Genomic DNA, 24,853 nt, shown 5'->3' on the forward strand with positions numbered 1-24,853 from the left:
TTTCCGGACGCAGTGCGATCTAGAACAAGGCCGCCGCAGCCACCGCGACGGCAGAGACCGTGCCCTCGGTGACCGCGCCGAGCACGTCGCCGTTCATGCCGCCGAAGCGCGCGACGCAGTGACGGGCGAAAAGCACCGAGGCGACCAGCACCACCGTGACGACGAGCGGTCCCGCCCAGAGCGGACCGGGCAGGCACACGAGCGACAGTGCCACCGCGGCCACCGTCCACACCGTGATCGGCACGACACCCTGCGTCCCCGCCACGAGCGAGCCGAAGCCGCTGCCGGGCGCTGCCGGGACACCGCGCCGGCACGCGACGACCACGGCCACACGTCCGGAGAAGACCGCGAACCCGACCGCCCCCCACGCGTCGGTGTCGACGAGCGCACCGAACGAGGCGGCCTGCAGACCGAGGACGACGACGAGCGCCGCCACACCGAAGGGACCCGCGCCGCCGCTGTGCATCACCTCGCGCGCCCGCTCGGGCGGGCCGTAGCAGCCGAGACCGTCGGCGGTGTCACTCAGGCCGTCGACGTGCATTCCGCGGGTGCCGACCGCCAGCACCCCGACACACACCAGGCCCGTCACCAGTGGTGGCGTCCCGACGGCGGAACCGATCAGGCAGACGGCGGTGGCCGCGGCGGCGAGTACGGCACCGGCGATCGGCGCCACGGAGATCGCACGTCCGGCGACCGTCCGGTCGATCTCCGTCGGGCCTCGCGCGGGCAGGACCGTCAACCACGACAGGGCCAGCGCGACCCCGCCGAGCCAGGCGCGGATCATCAGTCGGCGTTTGCCGGGGCGCTCTCGTCGCGGGTGCTCACGCCCGCTTCGGAGAAGGTGGCCATCTGCGCGAGAATCGCGACCGCACCTTGCAGCACCGGCAGCGCCGTCACGGCTCCCGATCCCTCACCGAGGCGCATACCGAGGTCGACGATCGGTTCGAGCCGGAGATGACGCAGCGCGATGGTGTGGGCGGGTTCGGCCGACCGGTGACCGGACACCCACCAGCGTGCCGCGCCGGGTGCGAGTTCCTCGGCGACCATCGCAGCAGCGGTGACGACGACGCCGTCGAGGATCACCGGCGTCCGGCGGACCGCGGCCTGCGCGAGGAATCCCGCCATCGCAGCGAAGTCCGCGCCACCGGCGGTGCGCAGCAGGGCGACGGGATTGCGTACGTGGGGCCGCGCCCGCCACATGGCGTCGCGGATCGCGGTGACCTTGCGCATCCACCCCGCGTCGTCGACGCCGGTGCCGCGGCCGACCGCGGCCACGGGTTCGGTGGAGGTGAGGATGGCGATGAGAACGGTTGCAGGAGTGGTGTTCCCGATCCCCATATCGCCCGCGACGAGGAGATCGGCGCCTTCGTCGACCTCGCGGTCGGCGAGCGCACGGCCGGCCTCGATCGCGCGGACCGTCTCGTCGTGCGTGAGCGCGTCCTCGCGGTCGATGCTGCCGCTCGAGTGACGGATCTTGAACTCGGACACCTCGGGGGAGGTGTCGCTCTCGACTGCCATGTCGACGACCCGCACTCCTGCGCCCGCGGCGGCGGCGAGCACGTTCACGGCGGCGCCACCCGCGGACAGGTTCGCCACCATCTGCGCGGTGACCTCCGGCGGATAGGCCGAGACCCCGTTGCGCGCGACGCCGTGGTCACCTGCGAAGACCACGACCCGCGGTCGGCGGAAGGGATGGGGCGGGACCTCGCCCTGACAGGCGGCGACCCAGCACCCGAGTTCCTCGAGCCGTCCGAGTGAGCGGGCGGGTTTCGTCAGATCCCGCTGGCGTTCCTCGGCGGCGACGCGTGCTTCGAGATCGGGTGGGTCGACGCGCGGGAACTCGACGTCGGCGGGGGAATCGGAACCGCTGGTCACAGGTCACCTCTCGGACGGATCTTCACGCGAGAACGCTATCAACCGCCCGCTCTGGCAGAAATCCGATGCTATGCGTCATCACTGCCACTTCTCGGCGATCGGATTCGGTCGGAGGATCGAGACATGATCGAACTCACAGTCACCGTCCTGGTCCTGTCCACCCTGGTCATCGGTCTCGAGGTGCTCCGCCGGCGGACCGCTACCGCGCCGGCCTGGGTCCGGCGCGCGCCCTGGCGACTCCACTGGGAGCGCCCCGCACGGACGACTCGGCCGCGGCACCGCATGTCGCAGGACGTGCAGGCCGCGGCCGAGATCCGGAGCTACCGCCGGTGGTGTGCGGGGCGCCTCACAACTGAGGTCGCCGGGAGGTCAGACGGCGTCCCCCGGGCCGACCCGGGGGAGCGGTGCACGCAGCTTCTTGATCTGGGAGGCGCGCACGAAGGCGTACCAGCCGAGGCCGAAGCCACCGTCGGTCGAATCGGGGAAGCGCTCGCGCACCTTCTTGTTGACCATTCGCCCGAGATAGATGCCCTCGATGATCATCAGGAACATCATCACGAACATCGCGAGCGTGACGTACTGCTGCACCACCGGCCCGAGGAACATCGACATGATGAGCACGAGCGCGAGCGGCATGAACAGGCCGACGAGATTGCGCCGGCTGTCGACGATGTCGCGCACGTAGGCGCGCACCGGGCCGCGGTCGCGGGGGAGCAGGTACTTCTCCTCGCCCGCGAGCATCCGGTTGCGACGCTCGGACGCGTCGGCGCGACGCTGCGCGGCGGCCGCCTTGCGCTCCTCCTTGCTCTGCGACTTGCGCGCGGCCTTGCGGCGCTCGCGGGCTTCCTTCGCAGTCAGGGGAGCGGGGGCGACGGGACCGCGACGACGGTTCTCGGCGTCGCGCCGTTTGGGCGTCGGACGCCCCTTACCGGTCGTCGCCTTCGCGGACGCGGAATCGTCGGGAGTCGCGGCCGGGGAGTCCTCGGTCGCAGGAACCTGGTGATCGGCGGAGTCGTCGGAACCACCGCGGCGTAGCAACTTCACACCACCAGGCTATGGGATAGTGGAGAGAAGCGGGAAATTCCGCACGCCATACCACGCTCGGCGCAACTCGTCCACGAGGAATAGATTCCGGCGCGGTACCGTTGAACCATCGGGTTTCGACACGAACGACAGGGAGCGCCCATGACTGTGCAGCAAGAGACCGATACTCACGGCGTCATCCTGACCGAGGCCGCCGCTGCGAAGGCGAAGGCACTGCTCGATCAGGAGGGCCGCGACGACCTCGCACTGCGTATCGCCGTGCAGCCCGGAGGCTGTGCCGGTCTGCGGTACCAGCTGTTCTTCGACGACCGCACGCTGGACGGCGACCTCACGAAAGAATTCGCCGGTGTGACGCTCGCCGTCGACCGGATGAGCGCGCCGTACGTCGAGGGTGCGTCGATCGACTTCGTCGACACCATCGAGAAGCAGGGCTTCACCATCGACAACCCGAATGCCACGGGGTCGTGCGCCTGCGGCGACTCGTTCAACTGAACCGAGAACGCACCTCGGAACCCCGGCGCTTCACGGCGCTGGGGTTCCGTCGTTTCCGCGGTAGTACCGTGGGACCGCTCCGGCTCTCCGTGTGAGCAGCCACACCATCGACATCCGCGGAAAGGCTCAGCCACGTGACTATCGCCGTGACCGGCTCCATCGCCACCGACCACCTCATGCGCTTTCCCGGCCGGTTCGCCGAGCAGCTGCTCGCCGACCAGCTCGCGCACATCTCCCTGAGCTTCCTCGTCGACGACCTCGTCGTCCGGCGCGGCGGAGTGGGCGGCAACATCGCCTTCGCGATGGGTGTCCTGGGCGGAACGCCGGTGCTCGTCGGCGCCGTCGGCGCCGACTTCACCGAGTACCGCACCTGGCTCGAGGACCACGGGGTCGACTGCTCGTCGGTGCGGATCTCGCAGACCGCCCACACCGCCCGCTTCGTGTGCACTACCGACCTGGACATGGCGCAGATCGCCTCGTTCTACCCCGGTGCGATGTCCGAGGCCCGCGAGATCTCCATCGCCGACGTGGTGAGCAAGCACAGCGTCGACCTCGTGCTCGTCGGCGCCAACGATCCCGACGCGATGATCCGGCACACCGAGGAGTGCCGCCGGCTCGGCGTCCCGTTCGTCGCCGACCCGTCCCAGCAGCTCGCCCGCCTGGACGGGCAGCAGGCCGAGCAACTCATCGACGGCGCCGAGTACCTGTTCACCAACGAGTACGAGTGGGGACTGCTGCTGCAGAAGACCGGTCTCACCGAGGACGAGGTGCAGACGAAGGTCGGCATGCGCATCACCACCCTCGGCGGTGACGGCGCGACGATCGTCGACCGCGACGGCAACCAGGTGCAGGTCGGTGTGGTGCCCGAGCGCGCAAAGGTCGACCCCACCGGTGTGGGCGACGCCTTCCGCGCCGGCTTCCTGCTCGGACACCGCTCCGGCCTGAGCATCGAACGGGCCGCGCAGCTGGGCTCGCTGGTCGCGGTGCACGTCCTCGAGACCACCGGCACGCAGGAGTGGAACTTCGACCGCACCGACGCCCTCAAGCGTCTCGCCGACGCCTACGGCACCGCCGCCGCCGACGAGATCGGCGCGATTCTCGGCGCCTGAGCGGCGGAACACCCGATCCTGGAAACGCGACGGCCGCGAACATCCCCGGGGATGTTCGCGGCCGTCGCGTACGGGTCGGGTGATCAGATCTCGACCGGGTAGGCCGGCTCCTGGATCTGCGGCACGATGCGCTTCTCCACGAAGATGCCGTGCCAGACCATGAAGCACAGCACCGTCCACAGACGACGGCTGTGATCGATCGGGCCGGTCCGGTGCTCGTCGAGCATCTTCGCCACCGCGCCCTTGTCGAGCAGGTGATCGGTCTGCGACTCGGCGATCACCTCGTGCGCCCAGTCGAACAGCTCCGTGCCGGCCAGCCAGTGCCGCAGCGGCACCGGGAAGCCCAGCTTCGCGCGATGCAGCACGTGTGGCGGGACGATGCCCTCCAGCGCCTGCCGCAGCGCATACTTCGTCGTCTGTTTCGTGATCTTCTGGTCCAGCGGAACCTGCGACGCCACCCGGAACACCTCGGAGTCCAGGAACGGCACGCGCAGCTCGAGCGAGTTGGCCATCGTCATCTTGTCGGCCTTGACGAGGATGTCGCCGCGCAGCCACGTGAACAGGTCGAGATGCTGCATCCGTGCCACCGGATCCCAGCCGGCAGACTGCGCGTAGATCGGGGCGGTGACGTCCTGGTGCGTCCATTCCGGACGGAAGTCGCGCAGCACCGAGCGCAGCTGCGCGTCGTTGAAGCTGCGGGCGTTGCCGTAGTAGCGCTCCTCGAGCGTCATCGAGCCACGGTGCAGCAGGCTCTTGCCTCGGGTGCCCTCGGGGATGCGCTCCGAGAGCTTCCCGGCAGCCCGGCGCAGCGCCGGCGGCAGGAACTCGAACGGACGCAGCGACAGCGGCTCGCGGTAGATCGTGTAACCGCCGAACAGCTCGTCGGCGCCCTCACCCGACAGCACGACCTTGACGTGCTTGCGGGCCTCCCGGGCGATGAACCACAGCGGCACGAGCGCCGGGTCGGCCACAGGGTCGTCGAGGTACCAGATGATCTCGGGGATAGCCGCGGCGAACTCGCTGGGGGAGACCACCCGCACCACGTGCCGGGCACCGATCGCGGCCGCCGACTCTGCGGCGACGTCGACCTCGGAGTAACCCTCCCGCTCGAAACCCGCGGTGAAGGTGATGAGCTTCGGGTTGTGGCGCATCGCCAGCGCGGCGATGGCCGTCGAATCGATGCCACCCGAGAGGAACGACCCGACGGTCACGTCGGCGCGCATGTGCTTGGCCACCGAGTCCTCGAGGGCCTCGGCGATCTCGCGGTAACGATCCTGTTCGCGGCCCGCCGCGAACGGCCGGACCGGGAAGGTGGGATGGAAGTATCGCGTGATCTCCGGCTCGGCGCCGGGCGTGATACGCGCGTAGCAGCCCGACTCGAGCCGGCGGATCCGCCGGTGCAGCGTCTCGGGCTCGGGAACGTACTGCAGCACCGTGTAGTGCTCGATCGCACGAGGATCGAGCTCGGTGTCGATGCCGATCACGTCGGCGAGCTCCAGCAGACTCTTCTTCTCGCTGCCGAAGGCGGTACCGCCGGTGCCGGTCGCGAGGAACAGCGGCTTGATGCCGAACGGGTCGCGGGCGACGAACAGCTCGCGGGTGTGCGTGTCCCAGATCGCGAAGGCGAACATACCCCGCAGGCGCTGGACCGCGCGCACTCCCCAGTGGTGGTAGGCCGCGACGATCGCCTCGCTGTCGCCCTCGGTCGCGAAGGAGGTACCGAACGTCTCGGTAAGCTCCTTGCGCAGTTCGAGATAGTTGTAGATCTCACCGTTGAAGGTCAGCGCGTAGCGGTCGGGCTGCTCCGGCGGGCCCCAGCGCAGCGGCTGGTGCGAGTGCGCGATGTCGATGATCGACAACCGGTTGAATCCGAAGACGAGGTCGGCGTCGTGCCAGGTGCCGTGCTCGTCGGGGCCGCGATGGCGCAGGCAGTGCATCGCGGAGTCCACCTTCGCGACGGCGTCGTCGCTGGTGCCGTCAGTGGTCAGAAACCCGAGCAATCCGCACACGCGTGGGTTACCTCATTCCGGTCGGGGGTGTCGCGAAGAACCCCGGTGGGTGCCCAGCGCGGGACACCGCACCGCGCATGACACCGGGAACTACCACTCGGGGTCCGGCGTTGGTTCTACCGAAGTATGCCGCAGACGGTCGACATCGGGCAGCCGCGCCCGGACGCCACCGACGATCATTCGCCCGACAGGAGAAAACCGACGTCACGAGCCGGGTCTTCCGGTCGAAACGCCCAGTCCGACACTTTCTTCGTGCCCCGGCGATGGATAGCGCCCGGGTTTGGTCTACGCTGCGTAGTAATTGGGCCGGCCCTCCGGGTGTGCCCTAGTGGAATTGCGGCGATCAGGAAGGCGTGAACGTGGCGCAAGGTCGGATCCTTCGGCGGTTCGGGCTCGCAGCATCACTCGGCATTGCAGCCTTGGTGCTGACCGGGTGCTCGAGCGAAGAAATCCTTCGTTTCGGCTGGCCGGAGGGCATCACTCCTCAGGCCGAGCGTATGCGTGAACTGTGGACGTGGTCGGTTGTCGCCGCCCTCGTCATGGGAATTCTCGTGTGGGCACTCACCTTCTGGGTGATCATTGCCTACCGGCGTCGGAAGGACGATCCGGAGTTCCCGCGTCAGACGGCATACAACGTGCCGCTCGAGCTGGCTTACACCGCGGCGCCGTTCGTCGCCGTGTGTGTCCTCTTCTACTTCACGGTCGTGGTGCAGAACTACGTCCTGGAGAAGGAAGACAACCCGAACGTCGTGGTCGACGTGACGGCGTTCCAGTGGAACTGGAAGTTCGGCTACCGGACGATCGATCTGCAGGACGGCACGGCCCCTTACAACGGTATCGACGAGGTCGCCGAGGCGGCAGTCGCACAGGAGCCGTTCGACCCGTCCACCGCGCACGGTGAATCGGGTGAGGAGCACGAGGCTCCGGGAGCGATCCACGGCAAGCCCGCCGAGGACCTGTCCTACCTGCACTACGACAAGATCGAGACGATCGGCACCAGCGAAGAGATTCCGGTGCTCGTTCTTCCCACCGGGAAGCGCATCGAGTTCCAGCTGGCGTCCTCCGACGTCATCCACGCCTTCTGGGTGCCGGAGTTCCTGTTCAAGCGCGACGTGAACCCGAACCCGCGTGAGAACAACTCCGATCCGGTCTTCCAGATCTCCGAGATCGAGCGTGAGGGCGCGTTCGTCGGCCGCTGCGCCGAGATGTGCGGCACCTACCACGCGATGATGAACTTCGAGGTCCGCGCGGTCAGCCCGGAGGACTTCGCCCGGTACATCGAGCTCCGCAAGCCGGTCGAGGACGGCGGCGAAGGCCTGTCGAACGCTCGTGCGCTCGAAGCCATCGGCCAGAGCCCGATCGCGACCTCGACGACTCCGTTCAAGACCGACCGCACGGATCGGTCGGCGACCGTCGCCGCAGGCGAGTGACGGCCACCCCCTCCGACAAGGACAAGTGCTGATATGAAGATCGAAGCCAAGCTCTTCGAGGTCGTGACGGTGTTCTTCGTGCTCGTCGCCATCGTGTACGGCGTGTTCACCGGGCTCTCGGACAAGGGCATCGAATGGGCCGGCCTCACGGCCATCGTCCTCTCCGCCGGTCTGACCCTGATCGTCGGAACGTACTTCCGCTTCGTTGCTCGTCGTCTCGACACCCGTCCCGAGGACTACGAGGACGCCGAGATCAGCGACGGTGCGGGCGACCTCGGTTTCTTCAGTGCGGGTAGCTATTGGCCGATCCTGCTCGCCGGCGCAGCAGCGTTCGCCGCCATCGCACTGGCCTTCTACCAGCCGTGGATGATCGTCCTCGCGGTCGCGCTCATCATCGCGGCAGCAGCCGGCCTGGTGTTCGAGTACCACATCGGACCCGAGAAGCACTGAGCCGGTACCCTCGACCACACGGGCGCCGCACCTTCGGGTGCGGCGCCTGCGTCGTTTCCGTCGTCGTTTCCGTCGTCGTTTCCGTCGTCGTTCTCGAGGTTCAGTTCTTCAGGGAGCCCGACGCGTGGTGAGGACGACCCTCGCGGTCGCTGCAACCGTACGATTCGGATCGTCGGTCAGAGCCTCGAGCGCGTCGTCGGCGGCCGACCCGGGGATCTCCGCGAGTGCCTGCGTGAGACGTAGCCGGACACCGGCATCGTCCGAGCCGCCGAGCGCGTGCTGCAGCAACCGCACGATCTCGGCGGACGACAGCGGCCGATCTGCGAGCAGGCCGAGTACCTCGGCGGCCTCGACGTCCGACCGGCCCTCCACGATCATCTCTACGAGCACGGGGACGGCCACGTCCACCCCTCGCGCCCCGAGCGTCAGAGCCGCCGTGGAACGTGCTTTGGGATCGGTGTCGTCGAGGGCCCCCTCCAGGAGCCTCGTCGATTCGGGCACACGGAGTTCCGTGAGTGTCGCGATCGCCCGTCGCCGCACCGGCACCTCGTCGGAGTGAAGGCCCTCCGCGAGTGCCGGCAGCGCAGCGTCGAATGCCTCCGCTGCTCGGGCGAGCGACCAGCGCAGCGCGCCGGCGACGAACGGATCCTCCTCTGACAGCGCCGCCCGGACCAGCGCTGCGACCGGCAGCGTCGTGTCCTCGTCCTGGGACAGGATCGCCTGCTGGCGGCGGGAGCCGGAATCGGATTCGAACGCGCGCAACAGCGCGACGAGGCGCAGGACGTCGTCCCAGCCGCTGGGGGAGGCCGAGTCGACGCCTTCGAGACGAGCGAGGAGTTCGGTCTCGGCGGCGATCCGTTCGCGCGTGTGCCGGATCAGCTCCTGCACCAGATCCGCCGGAGCGAAATCCGGTTCCCCCAGCGCACGTCCGACCTCGTTCAGAGACAGGCCGAGACTCCGGAGACTCTCCACGTGGAAGAGCCTCCTGAGGTCGTCCTCGGTGTACTCGCGGTAGCCGCCCGAGGTACGGCCAGTCGGCGTGACCAGCCCCAGGCGGTCGTAGTGCCGCAGCATGCGGCTGCTGACACCGGAGCGCCGCGAGACCTCACCGATCAGCACCGGCTCACTCCCGGATACCGTCCGCGCCGAGTGCGGCGACGCGTTTCGCCGACTCCACAGAGAGGACGAACGCGCTGTCGGGGTCGACGCGGATCCGTTCGGTGGCCTCCGCGTGAGCGCGGACGCGCGGGTCGGGGCTGTTCATCGCCGTGTCCAGGACCGGCGCCGCGGCCTCGTCGAGTGCCGCGAGAGCGCGACCGAGGCTCAGTTGTAGGTCGCGGTCGCCGCGGCCCAGTTCGGCGCCGAGAGCCGCAGCGAGGCCGCTTTCCGAGCCCGGTGGCACGAGAGCGACCGCCGCGCGCCACGCGCTGCGTGCCACCTCGTCGTGCTCGTCGTGGAGCATCCCCGAAACCTTCGGCCATGCGACGGGATCGCCGATCTTCGACAACGTGTGCAGGGCCTGACTGCGTGCCTGTGAGACATCCGAACCGAGCTCGGCGAGCAGACGCGGCACGGTCACCCCGGCCGGCAGACGGCACAGCGCCCAGGTCAGCATGTCGCGGACGAAGAAGTCCGGCTCCACCGCGCACCGGTCGACGAGAGCGGTCACCGTTTCGGGATCGGGTGCGGTACCCGACTCGAGTGCGGCGCGCAGACGCACGGAGGCGTCGTCGGCGGACAGGGCCTCGACGAGGCGGGTGGACAGGGCCTCGACGAGGCGGGTGGACGGGTCCTGATGTGTGCGCATGGGAGGCACCTCCTTCACGACCCATTCGAGCGCTTGTCACAGTGTCAAGGTCAAGACGTACGCTCCGGACGATATCCGGTGGGGGATGGGAGAACCCCCGAACGACGAACGGGGCCCCGGACCGTGATGGTCCGGGGCCCCGTTACGAGCCGCTGATGCGGATCAGTGCTGCGACTTGTCGGGCAGCTGGGCTGCGCCGTCTCCGTTGCCGTGGACGCGCTCCTGGTACTCGCGGAGCGTGTTCCGCAGCTCGAGCTCGGCCTCGTGGTGGGCGGCCTCGAGAGCGGCGGCCTCGTCGGCCGGGTCCGGGCTCCACCAGCTGCCGGAGCCGGGCTTGCCGGCGGTGCCGAGCTTGTTCATCCGCTTCGGAACCGGGGCGGCCTGGTACTCCAGCGGAATCGGGTGGCCGTGCTCGTCCACCGGGCCGAGCGGCTGGTGGATCTCGATGTACTCGCCGGTCGGCAGGCGACGGACGATGCCCGTCTCGATGCCGTGCTCGAGCACCTGACGGTCGCTGCGCTGCAGACCCAGGCAGAACCGGTACGCGATGTAGTAGGCGAGCGGCGGGAGCAGGACGAGACCGATGCGGCCCATCCAGGTCGTCGCGTTGATCGAGATGTCGAACTTGTACGCGATGATGTCGTTGACACACATGATCGTGGCGACGGCGTAGAACGCCAGGGCCATGAACCCGATGCCGGTGCGGACCGGCACGTCGCGCGGACGCTGCAGCAGGTTGTGGTGTGCGTCGTCCTTCGTGAACTTCTTCTCGATCCACGGGTAGACCGTGAGCACGACGAACACCAGGCCCATGATCAGCGCGATCCAGAACGGCTGCGGGATCGTGTACCGGCCGAACAGGTACAGCTCCCAGGCGGGCCAGATACGGGCCATGCCGTCCGTCCACATCATGTAGATGTCGGGCTGCGAGCCGGCGGACACCTGCGACGGGTTGTACGGGCCGATGTTCCAGACCGGGTTGATCTGCAGCAGGCCGGACATCAGGGCGAGCACCGCGAAGGTCATCGCGAAGAACGCACCCGACTTGACGGCGAAGACCGGGAGGATACGAACGCCGACGACGTTCTGCTCCGTGCGGCCGGGGCCGGGGAACTGCGTGTGCTTCTGGTACCAGACCAGCGCGAGGTGCGCGGCGATCAGGGCCAGGATGATGCCCGGGACGAGCAGCACGTGCAGGACGTAGAAGCGCGGGATGATCAGCTCACCCGGGAAGTCGCCACCGAAGATCGCCCAGTGCATCCACGAACCGATGATCGGGATCGAGAGCGTGATGCCCGAGAACGCGGCGCGGAGGCCGGTGCCCGAGAGCAGGTCGTCGGGGAGGGAGTAACCGAAGAAGCCTTCGAACATCGCCAGGATGAGCAGCAGCGAGCCGATCACCCAGTTGGCCTCACGCGGACGCCGGAACGCACCGGTGAAGAACACGCGCAGCAGGTGGACGACGATCGACGCTGCGAACATCAGTGCTGCCCAGTGGTGGATCTGTCGCACGAACAGACCACCGCGGACCTCGAAGGAGAGGTTCAGGGTCGTCTCGTAGGCGCGGGACATACCCACACCGCGCAGCGGCGTGTAGACGCCCTCGTAGATGACGTGCGCCATCGAGGGGTCGAAGAACAGGGTGAGGAAGATACCCGAGATCAACAGGATGACGAAGCTGTAGAGCGCGATCTCACCCAGGAGGAAGGACCAGTGGGTGGGGAACACCTTGTTGATCTGGCGGCGGATGCCCGCGGACAGGTGGTAGCGAGAATCGAGATTCTCGCCGATCTGTGCGGCGCGGGACGGGGTTGCAGTACTCACGGGCGACGCTCCCAGAATGCCGGGCCGAGTGCCTCGATAAAGTCACCGTTGGCGACCAGGAAGCCCTCTTCGTTCACTGTAATCGGAAGCTGCGGCAGTGCGCGAGCAGCGGGACCGAAAATCGGCTTGCCGTACTCCAGCGCATCGAACTGCGACTGGTGGCACGGGCACAGGATGCGGTGCGTCTGCTGCTCGTAGAGCGAGGTCGGGCAGCCGAGGTGCGTGCAGATCTTCGAGTACGCGAAGTAGTCGCCGTAGTTGAAGCTCTCCTGGCCCTTGCGCTTGACGACACGCTCGGTGTCCTCGGTGCGCAGGCGGATGAGCATGACGGCGTTGCGGATGCCGCGCAGGCTCTGCAGCAGAGCGTGGTCGTCACCGCGATCGGACTCGCGGAACGGGAACACCGTCTCCATACCGCCGGCGTCGAGGTCCTCCGGGCGCACCAGGACGATGTCCTGGGGGCGGCCGGTGTCGCGACGCAGGTAGATGGTCTCGCCGGGGTAGCGCGGAGTCCAGCCCGACACCCACAGCGACGACTGGTCACCCTCGGCCCACGGATTCTTGATCAGGCCGCCGAGCGGCATGATCAGACCGAGGCCGAGCGCGCCACCACCGAAGATCGCGGTGCGCTTGATCAGCTTACGGCGCGGCAGGGTGGACGTCTCGAGCGAGTCGGAGAGCTCGGCGACGATCGTCTTGCGATCGACCTCGGGCGAGCCGCCGTCGTGCCGATCCTGGATCGACACCTCCTCGGGGATGAACTTCTTGGTGAACTGCACCGCGCCCACGCCGATGCCGAGGATGGACAGACCCAGGGTCAGTCCGAGCATCGGGGTGTAGAGGCTGTACCAGCCGTAGTTCTCGTCGCCGATGCCCTGGTACTCCCATGGCCAGAACAGGTAGATCGCGATGAACGCGACACCCGCGATGCCCGCGAGGGCGAACCAGAAAGCGACGTTGCGCTCGGCCCGCTTCTCGGCACGCGTGCCTTCGACGGGCCAGCGATCCTTGCGGAACGCGACGTCGACGCCGTCGAGGTTCGTGCCGAGCGTGACGAGATCGTCCCGGCTCATCCGGTCGAGATCTTCGACCGTGTGCTTGTTCGGCGTTTCGCCGCCACTCATGACCTTGCTCCGATCCACAGTGCAGCGCCGACGACGGCGACCATGCCGACGACCCACATGGTCGGCCCTTCGGCACCGGGGCCGAAGCCGCCGAGCCCGTAGCCACCCGGGTCTCTCGTCTCACTGGCGGACTTGATGTACGCGATGATGTCCTTCTTCTCCTCGACCGTCAGCTGACGATCGGAGAACTTCGGCATGTTCTGGGGGCCGGTGAGCATCGCGGTGTAGATCTGCTGCTCGTTGGCCGGATCCAGGTTCGGTGCGAACTTGCCGGACGAGAGCGCGCCGCCGCGTCCGGTGAAGTTGTGGCAGGACGCGCAGTTCTGGCGGAAGAGCTCCGAACCGCGTCCGATGTCGTTGCCGCGCAGTGACGACTGGGCGATCTCGCCGTTCTCGTCGCGGATGACCGTCGGGCCTCCACCGTTGGCCTGGATGTACGCGCCGAGCGCGTCGGTCTGCGCAGCGTCGAACTTCGGGTCCTTGCGGAGGGCCTGGGCCTCGTTGCGCATCATCGGCATGCGGCCCGAGGAGACCTGGAAGTAGACGGCGGCCTCGCCGACACCGATGAGGCTGGGACCGCGGTCCTGGACGCCCTGAAGATTGACACCGTGGCAGGTCACGCAGGAGGTCTCGTAGAGCTGCTGACCCTCGCGGATCAGAGCGCTCTGGTCGTCCTGCGCTGTAGCCACCTGCGGGGAAGGTGTCAGTGCGGAGGCGATGAAGCCTGCGCTGAGGAGACCGAGCGCAAGGACCAACGCTCCGGTGACGCGCCGGCGCATCTTGCGCTGGCGGCGGGACTTCGCAGCATCGGCTGCAGAGGATCGACCGGGCATGTCACCCTCGGAGGCGAGAGGTGGGGATGAACTCATCTGTATCCCTTTTTTTATGTCGGGACGGACTGGACGTCAGGGGGCTGCCTGGGCGTTCAGCTGGCTAACGGATGAAATAAATCGTGGCAAACAGCGCGATCCAAACGATGTCGACGAAGTGCCAGTAATACGAAACGACGATGGCCGCAGTGGCCTGCGCAGGCGTGAACTTGCTGACCTTCGTGCGGAACAGCAGGAAAACGAATGCGATGAGGCCGCCGATGACGTGCAGGCCGTGGAAACCGGTGGTCATGTAGAACACCGAGCCGTACACGCTGCCGGGGATGGTCGTGCCGTCCTTCACCAGGGTGATGTACTCGTAGCCCTGACCGAGCACGAAGAAGGTGCCCATGCCGAGGGTGATGATGTACCACCGTCGCAGGCCGAAGACGTCGCCGCGCTCGGCGGCGAAGACGCCCAGCTGGCAGGTGAAGGAAGAAGCGATCAGCACCATGGTGATCGGTACCGCCAACCACAGGTTCAAGTGGGTGGGCGGGGGCGGCCACATGCCCTCCGGGGCCTGTGCCCGTGCCACGAAGTACATGGCGAAGAGCCCTGCGAAAAACATGAGCTCACTGGACAACCACACGATGGTGCCGACGCTGACCAGGTTGGGCCGGTTCAACGAGTGCACGCGCTGTGTGATTGCAGATCCTGAAGTCCCTACTGCGCTCGTCACGCTGGCTAGTATGACCCGTCGTAGTACGTCTTGGGCAATCGGGGCCGAAATCGGCGCGTCCGTGCAGGTCCCGGACCTGTATTTCTCCAGGTGGGCACTCGGTGGCGGGTGCTCGGAGGGGTGTCACACGGGACATTTCGGAGGGTCGCGGAGGTCACGTGCGATCGTGGTGACATGAGTACCGGAAAGGGTGTTCGGGGGTGGCTGCGGTCCCTGATCGGTCGGCGCAGCGAACCGCTCGACGCGAACCGGCCCGACCTGGTCGTGGTCGTCTCGTCCTTCGACGACGCGGAGGCGTGTTCGACGGCGCTCGAGCGTGCCGCCGAGGCGACACCTGTGTGGCAGGCCGAGGACGAGGCGGTTCTGCGGCACCACCTCGCCCTGCCCGCCGACAGGGTGGACCGGGCGGCGGAACTGGCCGGGCAGGACGGCTACGTCGTGGCCGGGACCGGCGACGGGAACGTCCCAGCCGCGGCCGTCGCGGGCGCCTCGGTGATCCTGCAGCGCGTGCAGGTCCTCGATGCACTGCACTGTGCGCAGGAGAAGTCGCGCATGGCCTCGCTTGCCCAGCGGCTCGGTGGAACGGCCCTGGGATGGGACGCTCTGCAACCGCAGGATTCCGCTGGCTAAGCTGACCGGTCGGAGGGCACGCCGGTGCCCGGTGAGGAGCGAGATGCGGCGAGGGCAGGTGCGATGAACGCGACGCGAGACGCGGACGAGGTGACGCAGAACTGGCCCTCCGTCCTGGGAGTGCTCACGGCCGGGCAGAACCTGTCCGCCGCGGAGGCGCGATGGGCGATGAGCGAGATCTTCTCCGACAACGCCACTCCCGCTCAGATCGCGGCCTTCGGTGTCGCTCTGAAGATGAAGGGCGAGACACCCGAGGAGGTGCGGGCACTCGCCGACACGATGCTCGACTACGCCCGGTTGGTCCCGGTCGACGGTGACGTGGTCGACGTCGTGGGCACCGGTGGCGACCGGGCGAACACCGTCAACATCTCCACGATGGCCTCGCTGGTCGTCGCCGCAGCGGGTATTCGCGTGGTCAAACACGGCAACCGCGCCGCCTCGTCCAAGAGCGGCGGCGCCGACGTGCTCGAAGCGCTCGGAGTGCACATCGATCTCGGACCCGACGAGGTGGCCCGCTCGGTCGCCGAGGCCGGGATCGGATTCTGCTTCGCGCCGGTCTACCACCCGGCGCTGCGTTTCGCGGCCGCACCGCGCAAGCAGATCGGCATCCCGACGGTCTTCAACGTCCTCGGCCCGCTCACCAATCCGGCCCGCCCGAGCGCCGGCCTGATCGGGTGCGCCTTCGAACCGCTCGTCCCGACCGTCGCCGGTGTGCTCGCGCAGCGCGGCAATTCGGCGCTCGTCGTCCGAGGCGACGACGGTCTCGACGAACTGACCACCTCCACGACCTCGCGCGTGCACGTCGTCCACGGCGGCGAGGTCCGGGTCGTGACGCTCGATCCGCGCGATCTCGGTATCGAACGGGTTCCGCTCGAGGCACTCCGCGGAGGCGACGCCACGGAGAACGCGGCGATCGCGCGGGCGATGCTGGCGGGGGAGACAGGGCCGGTGCGCGATGCCGTGCTCCTCAACGCCGCCGGGGCAATCGCGGCTTTCCGGGGCGTCGACGGCGTTCTCGAGGATGCCCTCACGGCCGGGCTCGAGACGGCGGCAGAGGCGATCGACAGCGGCCGGGCCACGGCCGTCCTGGAGCAGTGGGCCGAGGTCACCACGCGGCTGGGTGCCGGTTCCGGACACAAATGACCGGAGAAGAATAAGGACACACGAACGACGGGCCCGCACTGCATCGGTGCGGGCCCGGCGGTCGTCGGTGGTGCTGCGGGGTGTCAGTTCCCGATCGAGAAACCGGCCTCGACGTCGGCGCTCGAGTACGACTGGAATGCGATGTGGGTGACGGTCTTCGTCACGCCGTCGATCTTGTTGATGCCCCGGGTGACGACCTCCGCGATCTTCTCGTGGTCGCGGACCCGGACCACGGCCACGAGGTCGACGTCGCCCGCGCAGGAGTACACCGTGTCGACACCGTCGAGGTCGGCCACCGCTTGCGCGGTCTCGGGGATACGGTTCGCCTCGGCATCGATCAGGACGATCGCGTTGATCATGGGGTCTCCTTCAACCTTCCTCGGGGATTGCATCAGCCTAAGCGGTGCGGGTCGTCGGCGGAGAGGAGCCTGCGGACCGCGCGGGCGTCGCGGGCGAGCTCGGCCCACGTGCTCCACCGGCCGGCACCCCGTGTCGGTTCGCACCAGCCCTCGCTCGCCCGGACGATGCGGATGCCCTCGCCGTCGAGCCAACGTGCGACCAGACCGATCTCCTCCGGGGACGCGCCCCGGAGCGGGCCGGGTGACGGCCGCACCGTCTCGGCCGCGGCGACGATCGCCTCGACGACGGGCATCGGGCGCACACCGCGCGGTGCCACTCCGGCGGACGCGAGACGACCGGCGCGCACGACGGCGAACTCCCACCCGCCCTCGGCCCGCGGTCGCGCGGCGACGAGTTCGTCGACGGCCGCCAGCGCCGCGAGGCGTTGCGTGCGCCGCAGCGCGACGAGGGCGGCGGCGAGGCGGTCGCGGAGGCGGGCGGCGTTCTCGAACAGCTGGTCGCGCACGAGGGCGTCGAGTCGCTGCTGCGCCGATTCGACGGCGTCGTCGGCGGTTCCGCGGACGACCGCGCGCGCACGCTCGACCTGGGCTGCGTAGGCGGAGGCGTCCTGGACCCCGAAGGCGGCTGCGGCGCAGCCCCCGACCGCGACGGGCGGGCAGCGGTCGCCGTGGCGGGCCGTACGGCCGATCCTGCGCGTGCACGTGCGCAGACCGCACATCTCCGCGAGCAGTGCCGCGACATCCGCGGCGTCGGCGCGCACCGAGAACGGGCCGACCGAGTCGGGTCCGGGGGTGCGGCTCACGGCGAGGCGCGGGAACGCCTCGTCGGTGAGGATGATCCACCAACCGCGCATCGGATATTTCGACCGGCGGTTGTAGGGAGGGGTGTGGGCCGCGATCAACCGGAGTTCGCGGACGCCGGCCTCGAGCCCGTGGGCGCATTCGACGTGATCGATGCGTGTGGTGAGCGCGACCATCTCGCGCAACCGCGGTCGCGTCTCGGAGCCCGTGAAATAGGTACGGACACGCCGGTGCAGGTCGACCGCCGTGCCGACGTACAGCACCTCGTCCGACGGGCCGCGGAACATGTAGACACCCGGTTTGCGCGGCAGATGCGCGGCGAGTGCGCGTTTGGCCCTCTGCTCGGCGGTGACCACCGGCATATAGTCGCGCAGTTCGGTGAGGCTGTGGACGCCCTGGTTGCCGACCCGTTCGATGAGGGCGTGCAGGACGTCCACGGTGGCGCGTGCGTCGTCCAGGGCGCGGTGGGTGGGCACGGTGGAGACCCGGAACAGTTCGGCCAGCGCGGACAGCTTCACCGACGGCGCTTCGTCGCGTCCGAGGACGCGGCGGGCCAGCTTGACGGTGCACAGCACCTGGAAGCGGGGCCACGCGAGTTCGCACTGCGCCGTGGCCGCCTCGAGGAAGCCGACGTCGAATCCGGCGTTGTGTGCGACGAGCACCGCTCCGGACGCGAATTCCAGGAAGGCGGGCAGCACCTCCTCGACCTTGGGCGCCGCATAGACCATCGCGGTGGTGATGCCGGTGAGCTGCACGATGTACGGGGGGATGGGTCGCCCCGGATCGACGAGGGTCGCGAACTCGCCGAGCACCTCGCCCCCGCGGATCTTCACCGCGCCGATCTCTGTGATGGCGTCCTCGGCTGCCTTCCCGCCGGTCGTCTCGAGGTCGACGACGACGAAGGTGGTCTCGCGCAGCGGAGTGTCGAGCTCGTCGAAACCGAGTTGCACGCCGAGGGCGGATGGTTGCGGCGAGGTCATGCGGCAGAGCCTAGGAAGCGTCACCGACACGCCGTCGAGCGGGCTTCGGAGCGGGGTTCGGAGCACGGGGAGACGAGGATCACACTGCGTTCTTTTCGGCTCGATGAAGGGTAAACGGAGGCCGGAGAACAGACCGATCGGCCTCCGGGAACGACAATCCGGCGAATCGGGCGCATCGCCTCGTCGACGGTCGATGAGTCAGCGTGCCCTGACCTGGTTCTTCCGGAAGGAACTCGGGTGAAACGGGCGCCGGGCCTCTCCCGAGCGGAGGCGCGCCGGACAGTGGCCGTTACCGCGCCGTTATCGGACCGTTGCCCCGCGACGGCATTCCTCCAGGGGTGGGCCGAGAAGGTCGGGTCGCACGGCAAGGCGGTCGACTTCACCGATGCCGTTTCGTAATCTTTTCGAGACCGAGCGGAGAGTTTCCGCCCCACCCCCGGGTCGGAGCCGCACGGTTACCGCCTAATCGCTTCTCCCGTCTGCGGGAGCGGTGAGCCGGGGACCCACACGTAGTACTCGGGGTGAATCCCCTCCGCTGCTCGCGGGGAGGGGTAGGGCTGATCTTCCGGCCCGAACCCGTCAGCTAACTCGGTCGGCGGGTGAACGGAAGAAACGGAGAACGTCCCCTCGTGGTTTCGAACAACAGCACGCGCACCGTCCGGCGCGCACTCGTCGCCGGTGCCATTGCTCTCGGAGCAGTCACCGTCTCGGCCGGCCCGGCGATGGCCGAGCCGATCAACATTCCCGGTGTCGGAACGTTCGACCTCCCGGCCGGTGTGACCGTGCCGCCGGAGATCGCCAACATCGTTCCGCCGGCCCCCGAGGCCGCCCCCGCGCCTCAGTCCGGTTCCTTCACCGCCCCCTTCAGCTCTGTCGGCCAGCGCGCTGCCGACGCCGCGCAGTCGAAGATCGGTGCCCCCTACGTCTACGGCGCTGCCGGCCCGAGCTCCTTCGACTGCTCGGGTCTCGTGCAGTGGGCCTACAGGCAGGCCGGTCTGAGCGTCCCGCGCACCAGCTACGAGCAGGCCTCCGCCGGTGCCCCGGTGGACGTCGCGGCTCTGCAGCCCGGGGACGTCGTGTCGTTCTACGGCGGCAGCCACACCGGCATCTACATCGGCGGCGGCAACATCGTGCACGCCTCCACCTCGAGCCAGCCGGTCAAGATCGCACCGCTGAACTCGATGCCCGTCGACGGCGCCCGTCGCTTCTGATCGACGGCGCCCGTCGCTTCTGATCGGTCGGCGCCCGTCGCTTCCGATCGGGCTGAGCACCCCCGCTCCAGCGCCGACGCACTGCCCGAGGAGGGTGGGTCCGGTACGTACCGGACCCACCCTCCTCGTGTGTCTGCACGTCCTTTCCGATGCAGGAACTGCTTGCACAAACGGCCGCTGCGTGGGAGGGCTACTCGCAGGTAGACACAAACCTATGCAATTCCGTAACCTGATCGAGACCTTTGGGAAAGGATGCGAGCCCACGTGGTTTCCGACAGGACGAAGCACCTCGTACGAGTGCAGGACAGGCGACGGACCGGCCGTCCGGCGCTCGTCGTAGCCCTCGTGATGATGGTCCTCGGTTTCACCCTGGCGCCGGCGACGGCGCAACCCGCAGGGGAGAGCCCGGCAGCACGCCTCGAGCACCTCGCGGATCTGTCGCGTCGCAGCGAACAGGCCACCGAGGCGTTGCACGCCGCCGGGGCGGATCTCGAAGCGAAGGTCGCTGCGCAGCACGAGGCCGAGGTGCGTGCCGGCCAGGCCGACGACGCGCTCGGCGCCGCTCGCGCCGAGATCGCCCGCTTCAAGCCCACCGTCGACAAGCTCGCGCGGGCCAACTACCGCGGTGCGCGCACCAACCGGCTGTTCGCCGTCATGGTGAGCGACTCGCCCCAGCAGATGCTCGACCAGATGGTCCTGCTCGACGTCCTGGGCGAGCAGACCTCGCGTGAGGTCGAGGGCTTCCGGGCGGCCACCGCCGCTGCGGCCGAGGCGGCCGTCGCCGCGCAGCATGCCGCCGACGAGGCGCGTGCCGCCGCCGAGCAGGCCCAGACCCTCCGCGACGAACTCCAGCGGCGACAGGCCGAACTCGAGGAGCAGATCGAAGGGGTCCTGAACGCCTTCGAGGCGCTGAGCGACGCGGAAAAGGCCGAACTCGCCGGCACTCCCTTCCCTCCGGGCCTCGACGCCGAGAAGATCCTGCAGCACCTCGTCCCCGGCAGCAACGGCGCCGCGCTCCGCGCCGCCCTGTCGCGGATCGGCTCGCCGTACGTGTGGGGCGCGACCGGCCCCGACCAGTTCGACTGCTCGGGACTCATGGTGTGGGCGTACAACCAGGTCGGCAAATCACTGCCCCGGTCGAGTCAGGCCCAGGCGCAGGGCGGCATCCCCGTCTCCCGCGACAATCTGCAGCCCGGCGACCTCGTGATCTTCTACGACGACGCCTCCCACGTCGGCATGTACGTCGGCGATGGCAACATGGTGCACGCGTCGACCTTCGGTGTGCCGGTGAAGGTGCAGTCGATCGATCGCTTCCCGTTCCACAGCGCCCGGCGGTACTGACCGGGTAGAGGCGGGATCGCAGCCGGTGGGCGAGGGCGTACGGGACCACCCTCGGACACCGACCTAGACTGACGCGGTGCCCGCGCGATCGTCCTTCACCGCCGGTACCCGCAAGTGGGAACGTCTCGGCCTGGCCGGACTCGTGGTCGCGCTGGTCACGGCAGGACTGCTGCTGGCCGTCGACCCGGTGGACACCGACGACGCCGACAGCCGGGTACGGGCCGAACTGCAGGTCGTGCTCGACGACTGGGCGCACGCCGTCCGGACCGGCGACGACGGGTCCCTCGCGGAGTTGATCGACGACGCGTCTCCGGAACTCCTCGACGCCGAACGGGGGCGGATCGCGGCGATATCCGCCGTTCCCCTCGCCGATCTCGGCTACGAACTCGCCTCCGAACCCGCGCTGCCCCTGCCGCCCGAGACGATCGCCCGGTTCGCGGCCGACGAGGTACGGGCGCACCGCGTCCACCTGCGGTACGCCGTGGACGGAATCGACGACATACCCACCCGGCGACCGGTGACCGTGCTGTTCGTCCACCGGCCGCAGGGCTGGCGGATCGCCGACGACGCACCCGATCTCGCCGGGGCGCAGACCGTCACCTGGCGAGGGCCCTGGGACCACGGCAGCCTCCACCTCGCGACCGCGCAGACCGAGGGTGGTCGCTCGCTCGTGATCGGACACCCGGACAACGCCGCCTTCGTCGACGGCCTGGCAGGCGACCTGCCGTCGGTGGTCGAGGCTGTCGACGACCTTTGGGGCGATTCCTGGCCGCGACGCGCACTGGTGGTCGTGACGTCCTCACACGAAGAGTTCTCGCACCTCGTCGGGCCACGACACGACGGCGACGACATCGCGGCCGTCGCGGTCTCCGACGATGTCGACCACGAGCGCGGGATCGCCACCGGGCAGCGCATCGTCTTCAACCCGGCCGCGAGCGACCGGCTGGACGACACCTCCCGCCGGATCGTGCTCGCGCACGAGACGGTGCACGTCGCCGCACGCGCCGGCACCGTGGACGGCTCCCCGATGTGGGTCCTCGAGGGCTTCGCCGACTACGTCGGCCACCGCACGGCCGCGGAGGGCCTCGCCACCGGGCCGGTCGACGTGCAGCGGATCGCGCCGACGCTGACCCGGCAGGTACGGGCGTCGGGTGCACCGACGTCGCTGCCCGCCGACGGCGACTTCATCGGCGACCGGTCGACGCTCGCCTACGAGAGCTCCTGGTCGATCGCCGCGTACACCGCGGACCAGTTCGGACACGACACGCTCGTCTCCCTCTACCGCGCTCTCGCCGCGGGTCCCGTCACCGACGAACACCTCGACGACGTGCTCACAGACCTGCTCGGCGTCGACACCGCCGGCTTCGTGGGCGGTTGGGGTCGCTGGCTCGGAGAGCGCATCCGCGACATCCGCTGACCGGGACGGTCCGGGCCGGGCCCATCGGCACCGTCCGGAGCTCGGGACCCGTCGGCGCCTTCCCGTCGCGCTGCTTCTACGGTGGTCCCATGTCGCGGACCCTGCTGGTGACGAACGATTTCCCGCCCCGACCGGGGGGCATCCAGTCCTATCTGCACGCCTTCGCGAACCAGCTGCCGTCCGACGACCTGGTCGTCTACGCGCCGCGGTGGCGCGGCGACAGCCATGTGAAGTTCGACGCACGAGTCCCCTTCGAGGTCGTCCGTCATCCCACGACACTGATGCTGCCGACACCCGACGTCGCGCGACGGGCCACGCGGCTGCTCACCGAACACGACTGCGACACCGTCTGGTTCGGAGCGGCTGCACCGTTGGCGCTGCTGGCGCCCGTGCTGCGCCGCGCCGGCGCTCATCGCATCGTCGCCAGCACCCACGGCCACGAGGTGGGATGGTCGATGCTTCCCGCCGCCCGGCAGGCGCTGCGGCAGATCGGCGAGCACACCGACACCGTCACCTACGTCAGTCGTTACACGAGGGGGCGGTTCGCCTCGGCATTCGGCCCCGAAGCGGGTCTCGAACACCTGCCGTCCGGGGTGGACACCGACGTCTTCCGGCCGGATCCGGCGGCCCGCGCCGAACTGCGGGCACGTTACGGTCTCGGCGACCGGCCCACCGTGCTGTGTCTGTCGCGCCTGGTGCCGCGCAAGGGACAGGACATGCTCATCCGTGCGCTGCCCGCGATCCGGAAGCGGATCGACGGTGCCGTCCTCGTCATCGTCGGCGGCGGACCGTACGAGTCGCGCCTGCGGGAGCTCGCGCGCCGCACGGATGTCGAGGAGCACGTCGTATTCACCGGCACCGTGCCGTCGGCCGAGCTCGCCGCGCACCACACCATCGCTGACGTGTTCGCGATGCCGTGCCGGACCCGCGGCGGCGGTCTCGACGTCGAGGGCCTGGGCATCGTGTACCTCGAGGCGTCCGCGACCGGGGTGCCCGTCGTGGCAGGCCGGTCGGGTGGTGCCCCGGAAACGGTGCGCGACGGTCGCACCGGCTACGTCGTCGACGGCACCTCCGTCACAGCCGTCGCGACCGCGGTGTCCGGTGTCCTCGCCGATCCCGATCGTGCCGCCGCGATGGGCGCGGCCGGTCGAGAGTGGGTCTCCAGCGATTGGAGATGGGACGTCCTGGGCGCAAGATTGCGCGGTTATCTCGACGCCTCGGCGCCCCCGAACGAGACGGTGACGCCGTCGGCGGGGTGACCGGACGGGTCGCCGACGCGATATGTGAAGCTGTTCTGCGTGAGCAGCATTCAGGTGGCGGACCAGACCTTCGTAGCGGCGCCTCCGGAGCGCATCGCCGAGGAGGTCGCGGCCCTCGATCGGTGGCGTGCATGGTGGCCCGATCTCGTACTGACCGTGCGGGAGGACCGAGCCGAGAAGGGCATCCGGTGGACGGTGTCGGGTCCGCTCGACGGAACGATGGAGGTGTGGATCGAGCCGGTTCTCGACGGCGCGGTGATCCACTACTTCCTGCACTGCGAGCCGGCCGGTGTCGCGCCCGAGCGGGTGGCGGGTCTCGACCTCGCGGGAATGAACCGTACGCGCCGGGTCCAAGGGAAGGTGATGACCTTCGAGGTCAAGCAGCGTCTCGAGGCCGGTCGTCCGGCAGGTGAACCGCCGCGACACTGAAGCCACCGAAGGAGCGTCGTCCCGATACCGTTGTTCCCACGGTGTGTGATAGACCCTCGGGGCGGGACTGATCGGTGCACACCCGAGGGACCGAGAAAGGGAGCCGTCACCACATGGCCGAGAAGACGAAGAGGTCGATCACCATCGACGCGCCGGCCGAGCGTGTCATGGAGGTCATCGCAGATTTCGATGCCTATCCGACGTGGGTGTCGGCGGCGAAGACCGTGGAGGTCGTGGAACATCGTCCCGACGGCCGCGCCGAACGCGTGCGCTTCGTCCTCGACGCCGGCATCGTGAAGGACACCTACGTCCTGCGGTACAAGTGGGCGTCCGACAACCGTGCCGTGAGCTGGGAGCTCGAGAGCGGTGAGATCCAGAAGGCCCAGTCCGGTTCGTACGTGCTGACCGAGGCTCCCGGCGGCACCACGGTCGTCGACTACCAGCTCACCGTGGATCTCACGATCCCGATGATCGGTCTGTTCAAGCGCAAGGCGGAGAAGGTCATCACCGACACCGCGTTGAAGGAACTCAAGAAGCAGGTGGAGGGCTGAACGTCCGGCACGCCCCGGCC

General features: G+C 68.8%; 24 protein-coding genes and 1 riboswitch. Of the genes, 12 read left to right on the forward strand and 12 right to left on the reverse strand.

The window, feature by feature from the left end; translation table 11 throughout:
• Nucleotides 1-19: 19 nt before the first annotated feature.
• The 3 genes from M3330_RS20885 to M3330_RS20895 all read right to left on the reverse strand — a co-directional run bounded on the left by M3330_RS20885 (nucleotide 20) and on the right by M3330_RS20895 (nucleotide 2,919).
• Nucleotides 20-784 carry an adenosylcobinamide-GDP ribazoletransferase gene (locus M3330_RS20885; RefSeq protein WP_039585172.1) on the reverse strand — a complete coding sequence of 255 codons (765 nt, stop codon included), beginning with the start codon at nucleotides 782-784 and terminating at the stop codon, nucleotides 20-22.
• Nucleotides 784-1,875, reverse strand: a complete 1,092-nt coding sequence (gene cobT, locus M3330_RS20890) for a nicotinate-nucleotide--dimethylbenzimidazole phosphoribosyltransferase (protein WP_006554402.1) — start codon at nucleotides 1,873-1,875, stop codon at nucleotides 784-786. Before cobT ends, M3330_RS20885 begins: the two co-directional genes overlap by 1 nt.
• Before the next feature lie 369 nt (nucleotides 1,876-2,244).
• Nucleotides 2,245-2,919 carry a DUF3043 domain-containing protein gene (locus M3330_RS20895; protein WP_016693856.1) on the reverse strand — a complete coding sequence of 225 codons (675 nt, stop codon included), beginning with the start codon at nucleotides 2,917-2,919 and terminating at the stop codon, nucleotides 2,245-2,247.
• A 141-nt stretch (nucleotides 2,920-3,060) separates the two neighbouring features.
• On the opposite strand from M3330_RS20895, the gene M3330_RS20900 reads away from it, so the two are divergent.
• Nucleotides 3,061-3,411, forward strand: a complete 351-nt coding sequence (locus tag M3330_RS20900; protein ID WP_006554400.1) for an iron-sulfur cluster assembly accessory protein — start codon at nucleotides 3,061-3,063, stop codon at nucleotides 3,409-3,411.
• A gap of 134 nt (nucleotides 3,412-3,545) precedes the next feature.
• Nucleotides 3,546-4,520 (forward strand): carbohydrate kinase family protein, encoded by a 975-nt coding sequence (locus M3330_RS20905; protein WP_033097585.1) that lies wholly within the window; start codon nucleotides 3,546-3,548, stop codon nucleotides 4,518-4,520.
• A gap of 83 nt (nucleotides 4,521-4,603) precedes the next feature.
• On the opposite strand, the gene asnB is transcribed toward M3330_RS20905, so the two are convergent.
• Entirely contained in the window at nucleotides 4,604-6,529 is a 1,926-nt protein-coding gene (asnB, locus tag M3330_RS20910; protein ID WP_006554398.1) for an asparagine synthase (glutamine-hydrolyzing), read from the reverse strand.
• A 353-nt stretch (nucleotides 6,530-6,882) separates the two neighbouring features.
• On the opposite strand from asnB, the gene M3330_RS20915 reads away from it, so the two are divergent.
• Both M3330_RS20915 and M3330_RS20920 read left to right on the forward strand, forming a co-directional pair.
• Entirely contained in the window at nucleotides 6,883-7,959 is a 1,077-nt protein-coding gene (locus M3330_RS20915) for a cytochrome c oxidase subunit II (protein WP_006554397.1), read from the forward strand.
• 33 nt (nucleotides 7,960-7,992) lie between these two features.
• Nucleotides 7,993-8,409 carry a cytochrome c oxidase subunit 4 gene (locus M3330_RS20920; protein ID WP_006554396.1) on the forward strand — a complete coding sequence of 139 codons (417 nt, stop codon included), beginning with the start codon at nucleotides 7,993-7,995 and terminating at the stop codon, nucleotides 8,407-8,409.
• 108 nt (nucleotides 8,410-8,517) lie between these two features.
• On the opposite strand, the gene M3330_RS20925 is transcribed toward M3330_RS20920, so the two are convergent.
• The 6 genes from M3330_RS20925 to M3330_RS20950 form a co-directional block, all read right to left on the reverse strand.
• Complete coding sequence (locus tag M3330_RS20925; protein ID WP_255026216.1) at nucleotides 8,518-9,528, reverse strand: MerR family transcriptional regulator; 1,011 nt, start codon at nucleotides 9,526-9,528, stop codon at nucleotides 8,518-8,520.
• 4 nt (nucleotides 9,529-9,532) lie between these two features.
• On the reverse strand, nucleotides 9,533-10,216 hold the full coding sequence (locus tag M3330_RS20930; protein WP_052040080.1) for a HEAT repeat domain-containing protein: 684 nt from the start codon (nucleotides 10,214-10,216) through the stop codon (nucleotides 9,533-9,535).
• A 162-nt stretch (nucleotides 10,217-10,378) separates the two neighbouring features.
• Nucleotides 10,379-12,040, reverse strand: a complete 1,662-nt coding sequence (locus M3330_RS20935; RefSeq protein ID WP_024101297.1) for a cytochrome bc complex cytochrome b subunit — start codon at nucleotides 12,038-12,040, stop codon at nucleotides 10,379-10,381.
• Nucleotides 12,037-13,164: a ubiquinol-cytochrome c reductase iron-sulfur subunit gene (locus M3330_RS20940; protein WP_006550010.1), complete on the reverse strand. Its 1,128-nt coding sequence runs from the start codon at nucleotides 13,162-13,164 to the stop codon at nucleotides 12,037-12,039. Before M3330_RS20940 ends, M3330_RS20935 begins: the two co-directional genes overlap by 4 nt.
• On the reverse strand, nucleotides 13,161-13,997 hold the full coding sequence (locus tag M3330_RS20945) for a c-type cytochrome (protein WP_255028968.1): 837 nt from the start codon (nucleotides 13,995-13,997) through the stop codon (nucleotides 13,161-13,163). The genes M3330_RS20940 and M3330_RS20945 overlap by 4 nt, the downstream gene beginning before the upstream one ends.
• Before the next feature lie 100 nt (nucleotides 13,998-14,097).
• A complete protein-coding gene (locus M3330_RS20950; RefSeq protein ID WP_006550008.1) occupies nucleotides 14,098-14,712 on the reverse strand; it encodes a heme-copper oxidase subunit III in 615 nt (204 codons plus the stop codon).
• A 174-nt stretch (nucleotides 14,713-14,886) separates the two neighbouring features.
• Between M3330_RS20950 and M3330_RS20955 the strand changes: the two genes are divergently transcribed.
• Complete coding sequence (locus M3330_RS20955) at nucleotides 14,887-15,342, forward strand: hypothetical protein (RefSeq protein WP_006550007.1); 456 nt, start codon at nucleotides 14,887-14,889, stop codon at nucleotides 15,340-15,342.
• Nucleotides 15,343-15,405: 63 nt separating this feature from the next.
• A complete protein-coding gene (trpD, locus tag M3330_RS20960; protein WP_019289774.1) occupies nucleotides 15,406-16,485 on the forward strand; it encodes an anthranilate phosphoribosyltransferase in 1,080 nt (359 codons plus the stop codon).
• Between the two features lie 83 nt (nucleotides 16,486-16,568).
• On the opposite strand, the gene M3330_RS20965 is transcribed toward trpD, so the two are convergent.
• Entirely contained in the window at nucleotides 16,569-16,844 is a 276-nt protein-coding gene (locus M3330_RS20965) for an Lrp/AsnC family transcriptional regulator (RefSeq protein ID WP_006550005.1), read from the reverse strand.
• 32 nt (nucleotides 16,845-16,876) lie between these two features.
• Nucleotides 16,877-18,625 carry a DEDD exonuclease domain-containing protein gene (locus tag M3330_RS20970; RefSeq protein ID WP_033097588.1) on the reverse strand — a complete coding sequence of 583 codons (1,749 nt, stop codon included), beginning with the start codon at nucleotides 18,623-18,625 and terminating at the stop codon, nucleotides 16,877-16,879.
• 449 nt (nucleotides 18,626-19,074) lie between these two features.
• Nucleotides 19,075-19,239: riboswitch (cyclic di-AMP (ydaO/yuaA leader) on the forward strand.
• Nucleotides 19,240-19,254: 15 nt separating this feature from the next.
• On the opposite strand from M3330_RS20970, the gene M3330_RS20975 reads away from it, so the two are divergent.
• The 6 genes from M3330_RS20975 (at nucleotide 19,255) to M3330_RS21000 (ending at nucleotide 24,833) form a co-directional block, all read left to right on the forward strand.
• The gene (locus M3330_RS20975) at nucleotides 19,255-19,836 is read left to right on the forward strand and encodes a C40 family peptidase (RefSeq protein ID WP_255026218.1); all 582 of its coding nucleotides are present in this window, start codon (nucleotides 19,255-19,257) and stop codon (nucleotides 19,834-19,836) included.
• A 297-nt stretch (nucleotides 19,837-20,133) separates the two neighbouring features.
• Nucleotides 20,134-21,177, forward strand: coding sequence for an NlpC/P60 family protein (locus M3330_RS20980; RefSeq protein ID WP_006554173.1), 1,044 nt, complete (start codon nucleotides 20,134-20,136; stop codon nucleotides 21,175-21,177).
• 76 nt (nucleotides 21,178-21,253) lie between these two features.
• A complete protein-coding gene (locus tag M3330_RS20985) occupies nucleotides 21,254-22,594 on the forward strand; it encodes a hypothetical protein (protein WP_064851996.1) in 1,341 nt (446 codons plus the stop codon).
• Between the two features lie 89 nt (nucleotides 22,595-22,683).
• The gene (locus M3330_RS20990) at nucleotides 22,684-23,853 is read left to right on the forward strand and encodes a glycosyltransferase family 4 protein (RefSeq protein WP_248690299.1); all 1,170 of its coding nucleotides are present in this window, start codon (nucleotides 22,684-22,686) and stop codon (nucleotides 23,851-23,853) included.
• A 39-nt stretch (nucleotides 23,854-23,892) separates the two neighbouring features.
• Complete coding sequence (locus tag M3330_RS20995; RefSeq protein ID WP_024101289.1) at nucleotides 23,893-24,282, forward strand: hypothetical protein; 390 nt, start codon at nucleotides 23,893-23,895, stop codon at nucleotides 24,280-24,282.
• A gap of 113 nt (nucleotides 24,283-24,395) precedes the next feature.
• The gene (locus M3330_RS21000) at nucleotides 24,396-24,833 is read left to right on the forward strand and encodes an SRPBCC family protein (protein ID WP_006554169.1); all 438 of its coding nucleotides are present in this window, start codon (nucleotides 24,396-24,398) and stop codon (nucleotides 24,831-24,833) included.
• Nucleotides 24,834-24,853: the final 20 nt, after the last annotated feature.

Origin of the sequence: Rhodococcus sp. GA1, from assembly GCF_024321955.1 — a bacterium.
Classification (GTDB): Bacteria; Actinomycetota; Actinomycetes; order Mycobacteriales; family Mycobacteriaceae; genus Rhodococcus; species Rhodococcus pyridinivorans.

Bases quoted from the DNA above. Each gene is read 5' to 3' on its own strand.
- M3330_RS20885 (WP_039585172.1), bottom strand. From the start codon at position 784: ATGATCCGCGCCTGGCTCGGCGGGGTCGCGCTGGCCCTGTCGTGGTTG.
- M3330_RS20900 (WP_006554400.1), top strand. From the start codon at position 3,061: ATGACTGTGCAGCAAGAGACCGATACTCACGGCGTCATCCTGACCGAG.
- M3330_RS20920 (WP_006554396.1), top strand. From the start codon at position 7,993: ATGAAGATCGAAGCCAAGCTCTTCGAGGTCGTGACGGTGTTCTTCGTG.
- M3330_RS20930 (WP_052040080.1), bottom strand. From the start codon at position 10,216: ATGCGCACACATCAGGACCCGTCCACCCGCCTCGTCGAGGCCCTGTCC.
- M3330_RS20940 (WP_006550010.1), bottom strand. From the start codon at position 13,164: ATGAGTGGCGGCGAAACGCCGAACAAGCACACGGTCGAAGATCTCGAC.
- M3330_RS20945 (WP_255028968.1), bottom strand. From the start codon at position 13,997: ATGCCCGGTCGATCCTCTGCAGCCGATGCTGCGAAGTCCCGCCGCCAG.
- M3330_RS20955 (WP_006550007.1), top strand. From the start codon at position 14,887: ATGAGTACCGGAAAGGGTGTTCGGGGGTGGCTGCGGTCCCTGATCGGT.
- trpD (WP_019289774.1), top strand. From the start codon at position 15,406: ATGAACGCGACGCGAGACGCGGACGAGGTGACGCAGAACTGGCCCTCC.
- M3330_RS20965 (WP_006550005.1), bottom strand. From the start codon at position 16,844: ATGATCAACGCGATCGTCCTGATCGATGCCGAGGCGAACCGTATCCCC.
- M3330_RS20970 (WP_033097588.1), bottom strand. From the start codon at position 18,625: ATGACCTCGCCGCAACCATCCGCCCTCGGCGTGCAACTCGGTTTCGAC.
- M3330_RS20990 (WP_248690299.1), top strand. From the start codon at position 22,684: ATGTCGCGGACCCTGCTGGTGACGAACGATTTCCCGCCCCGACCGGGG.
- M3330_RS21000 (WP_006554169.1), top strand. From the start codon at position 24,396: ATGGCCGAGAAGACGAAGAGGTCGATCACCATCGACGCGCCGGCCGAG.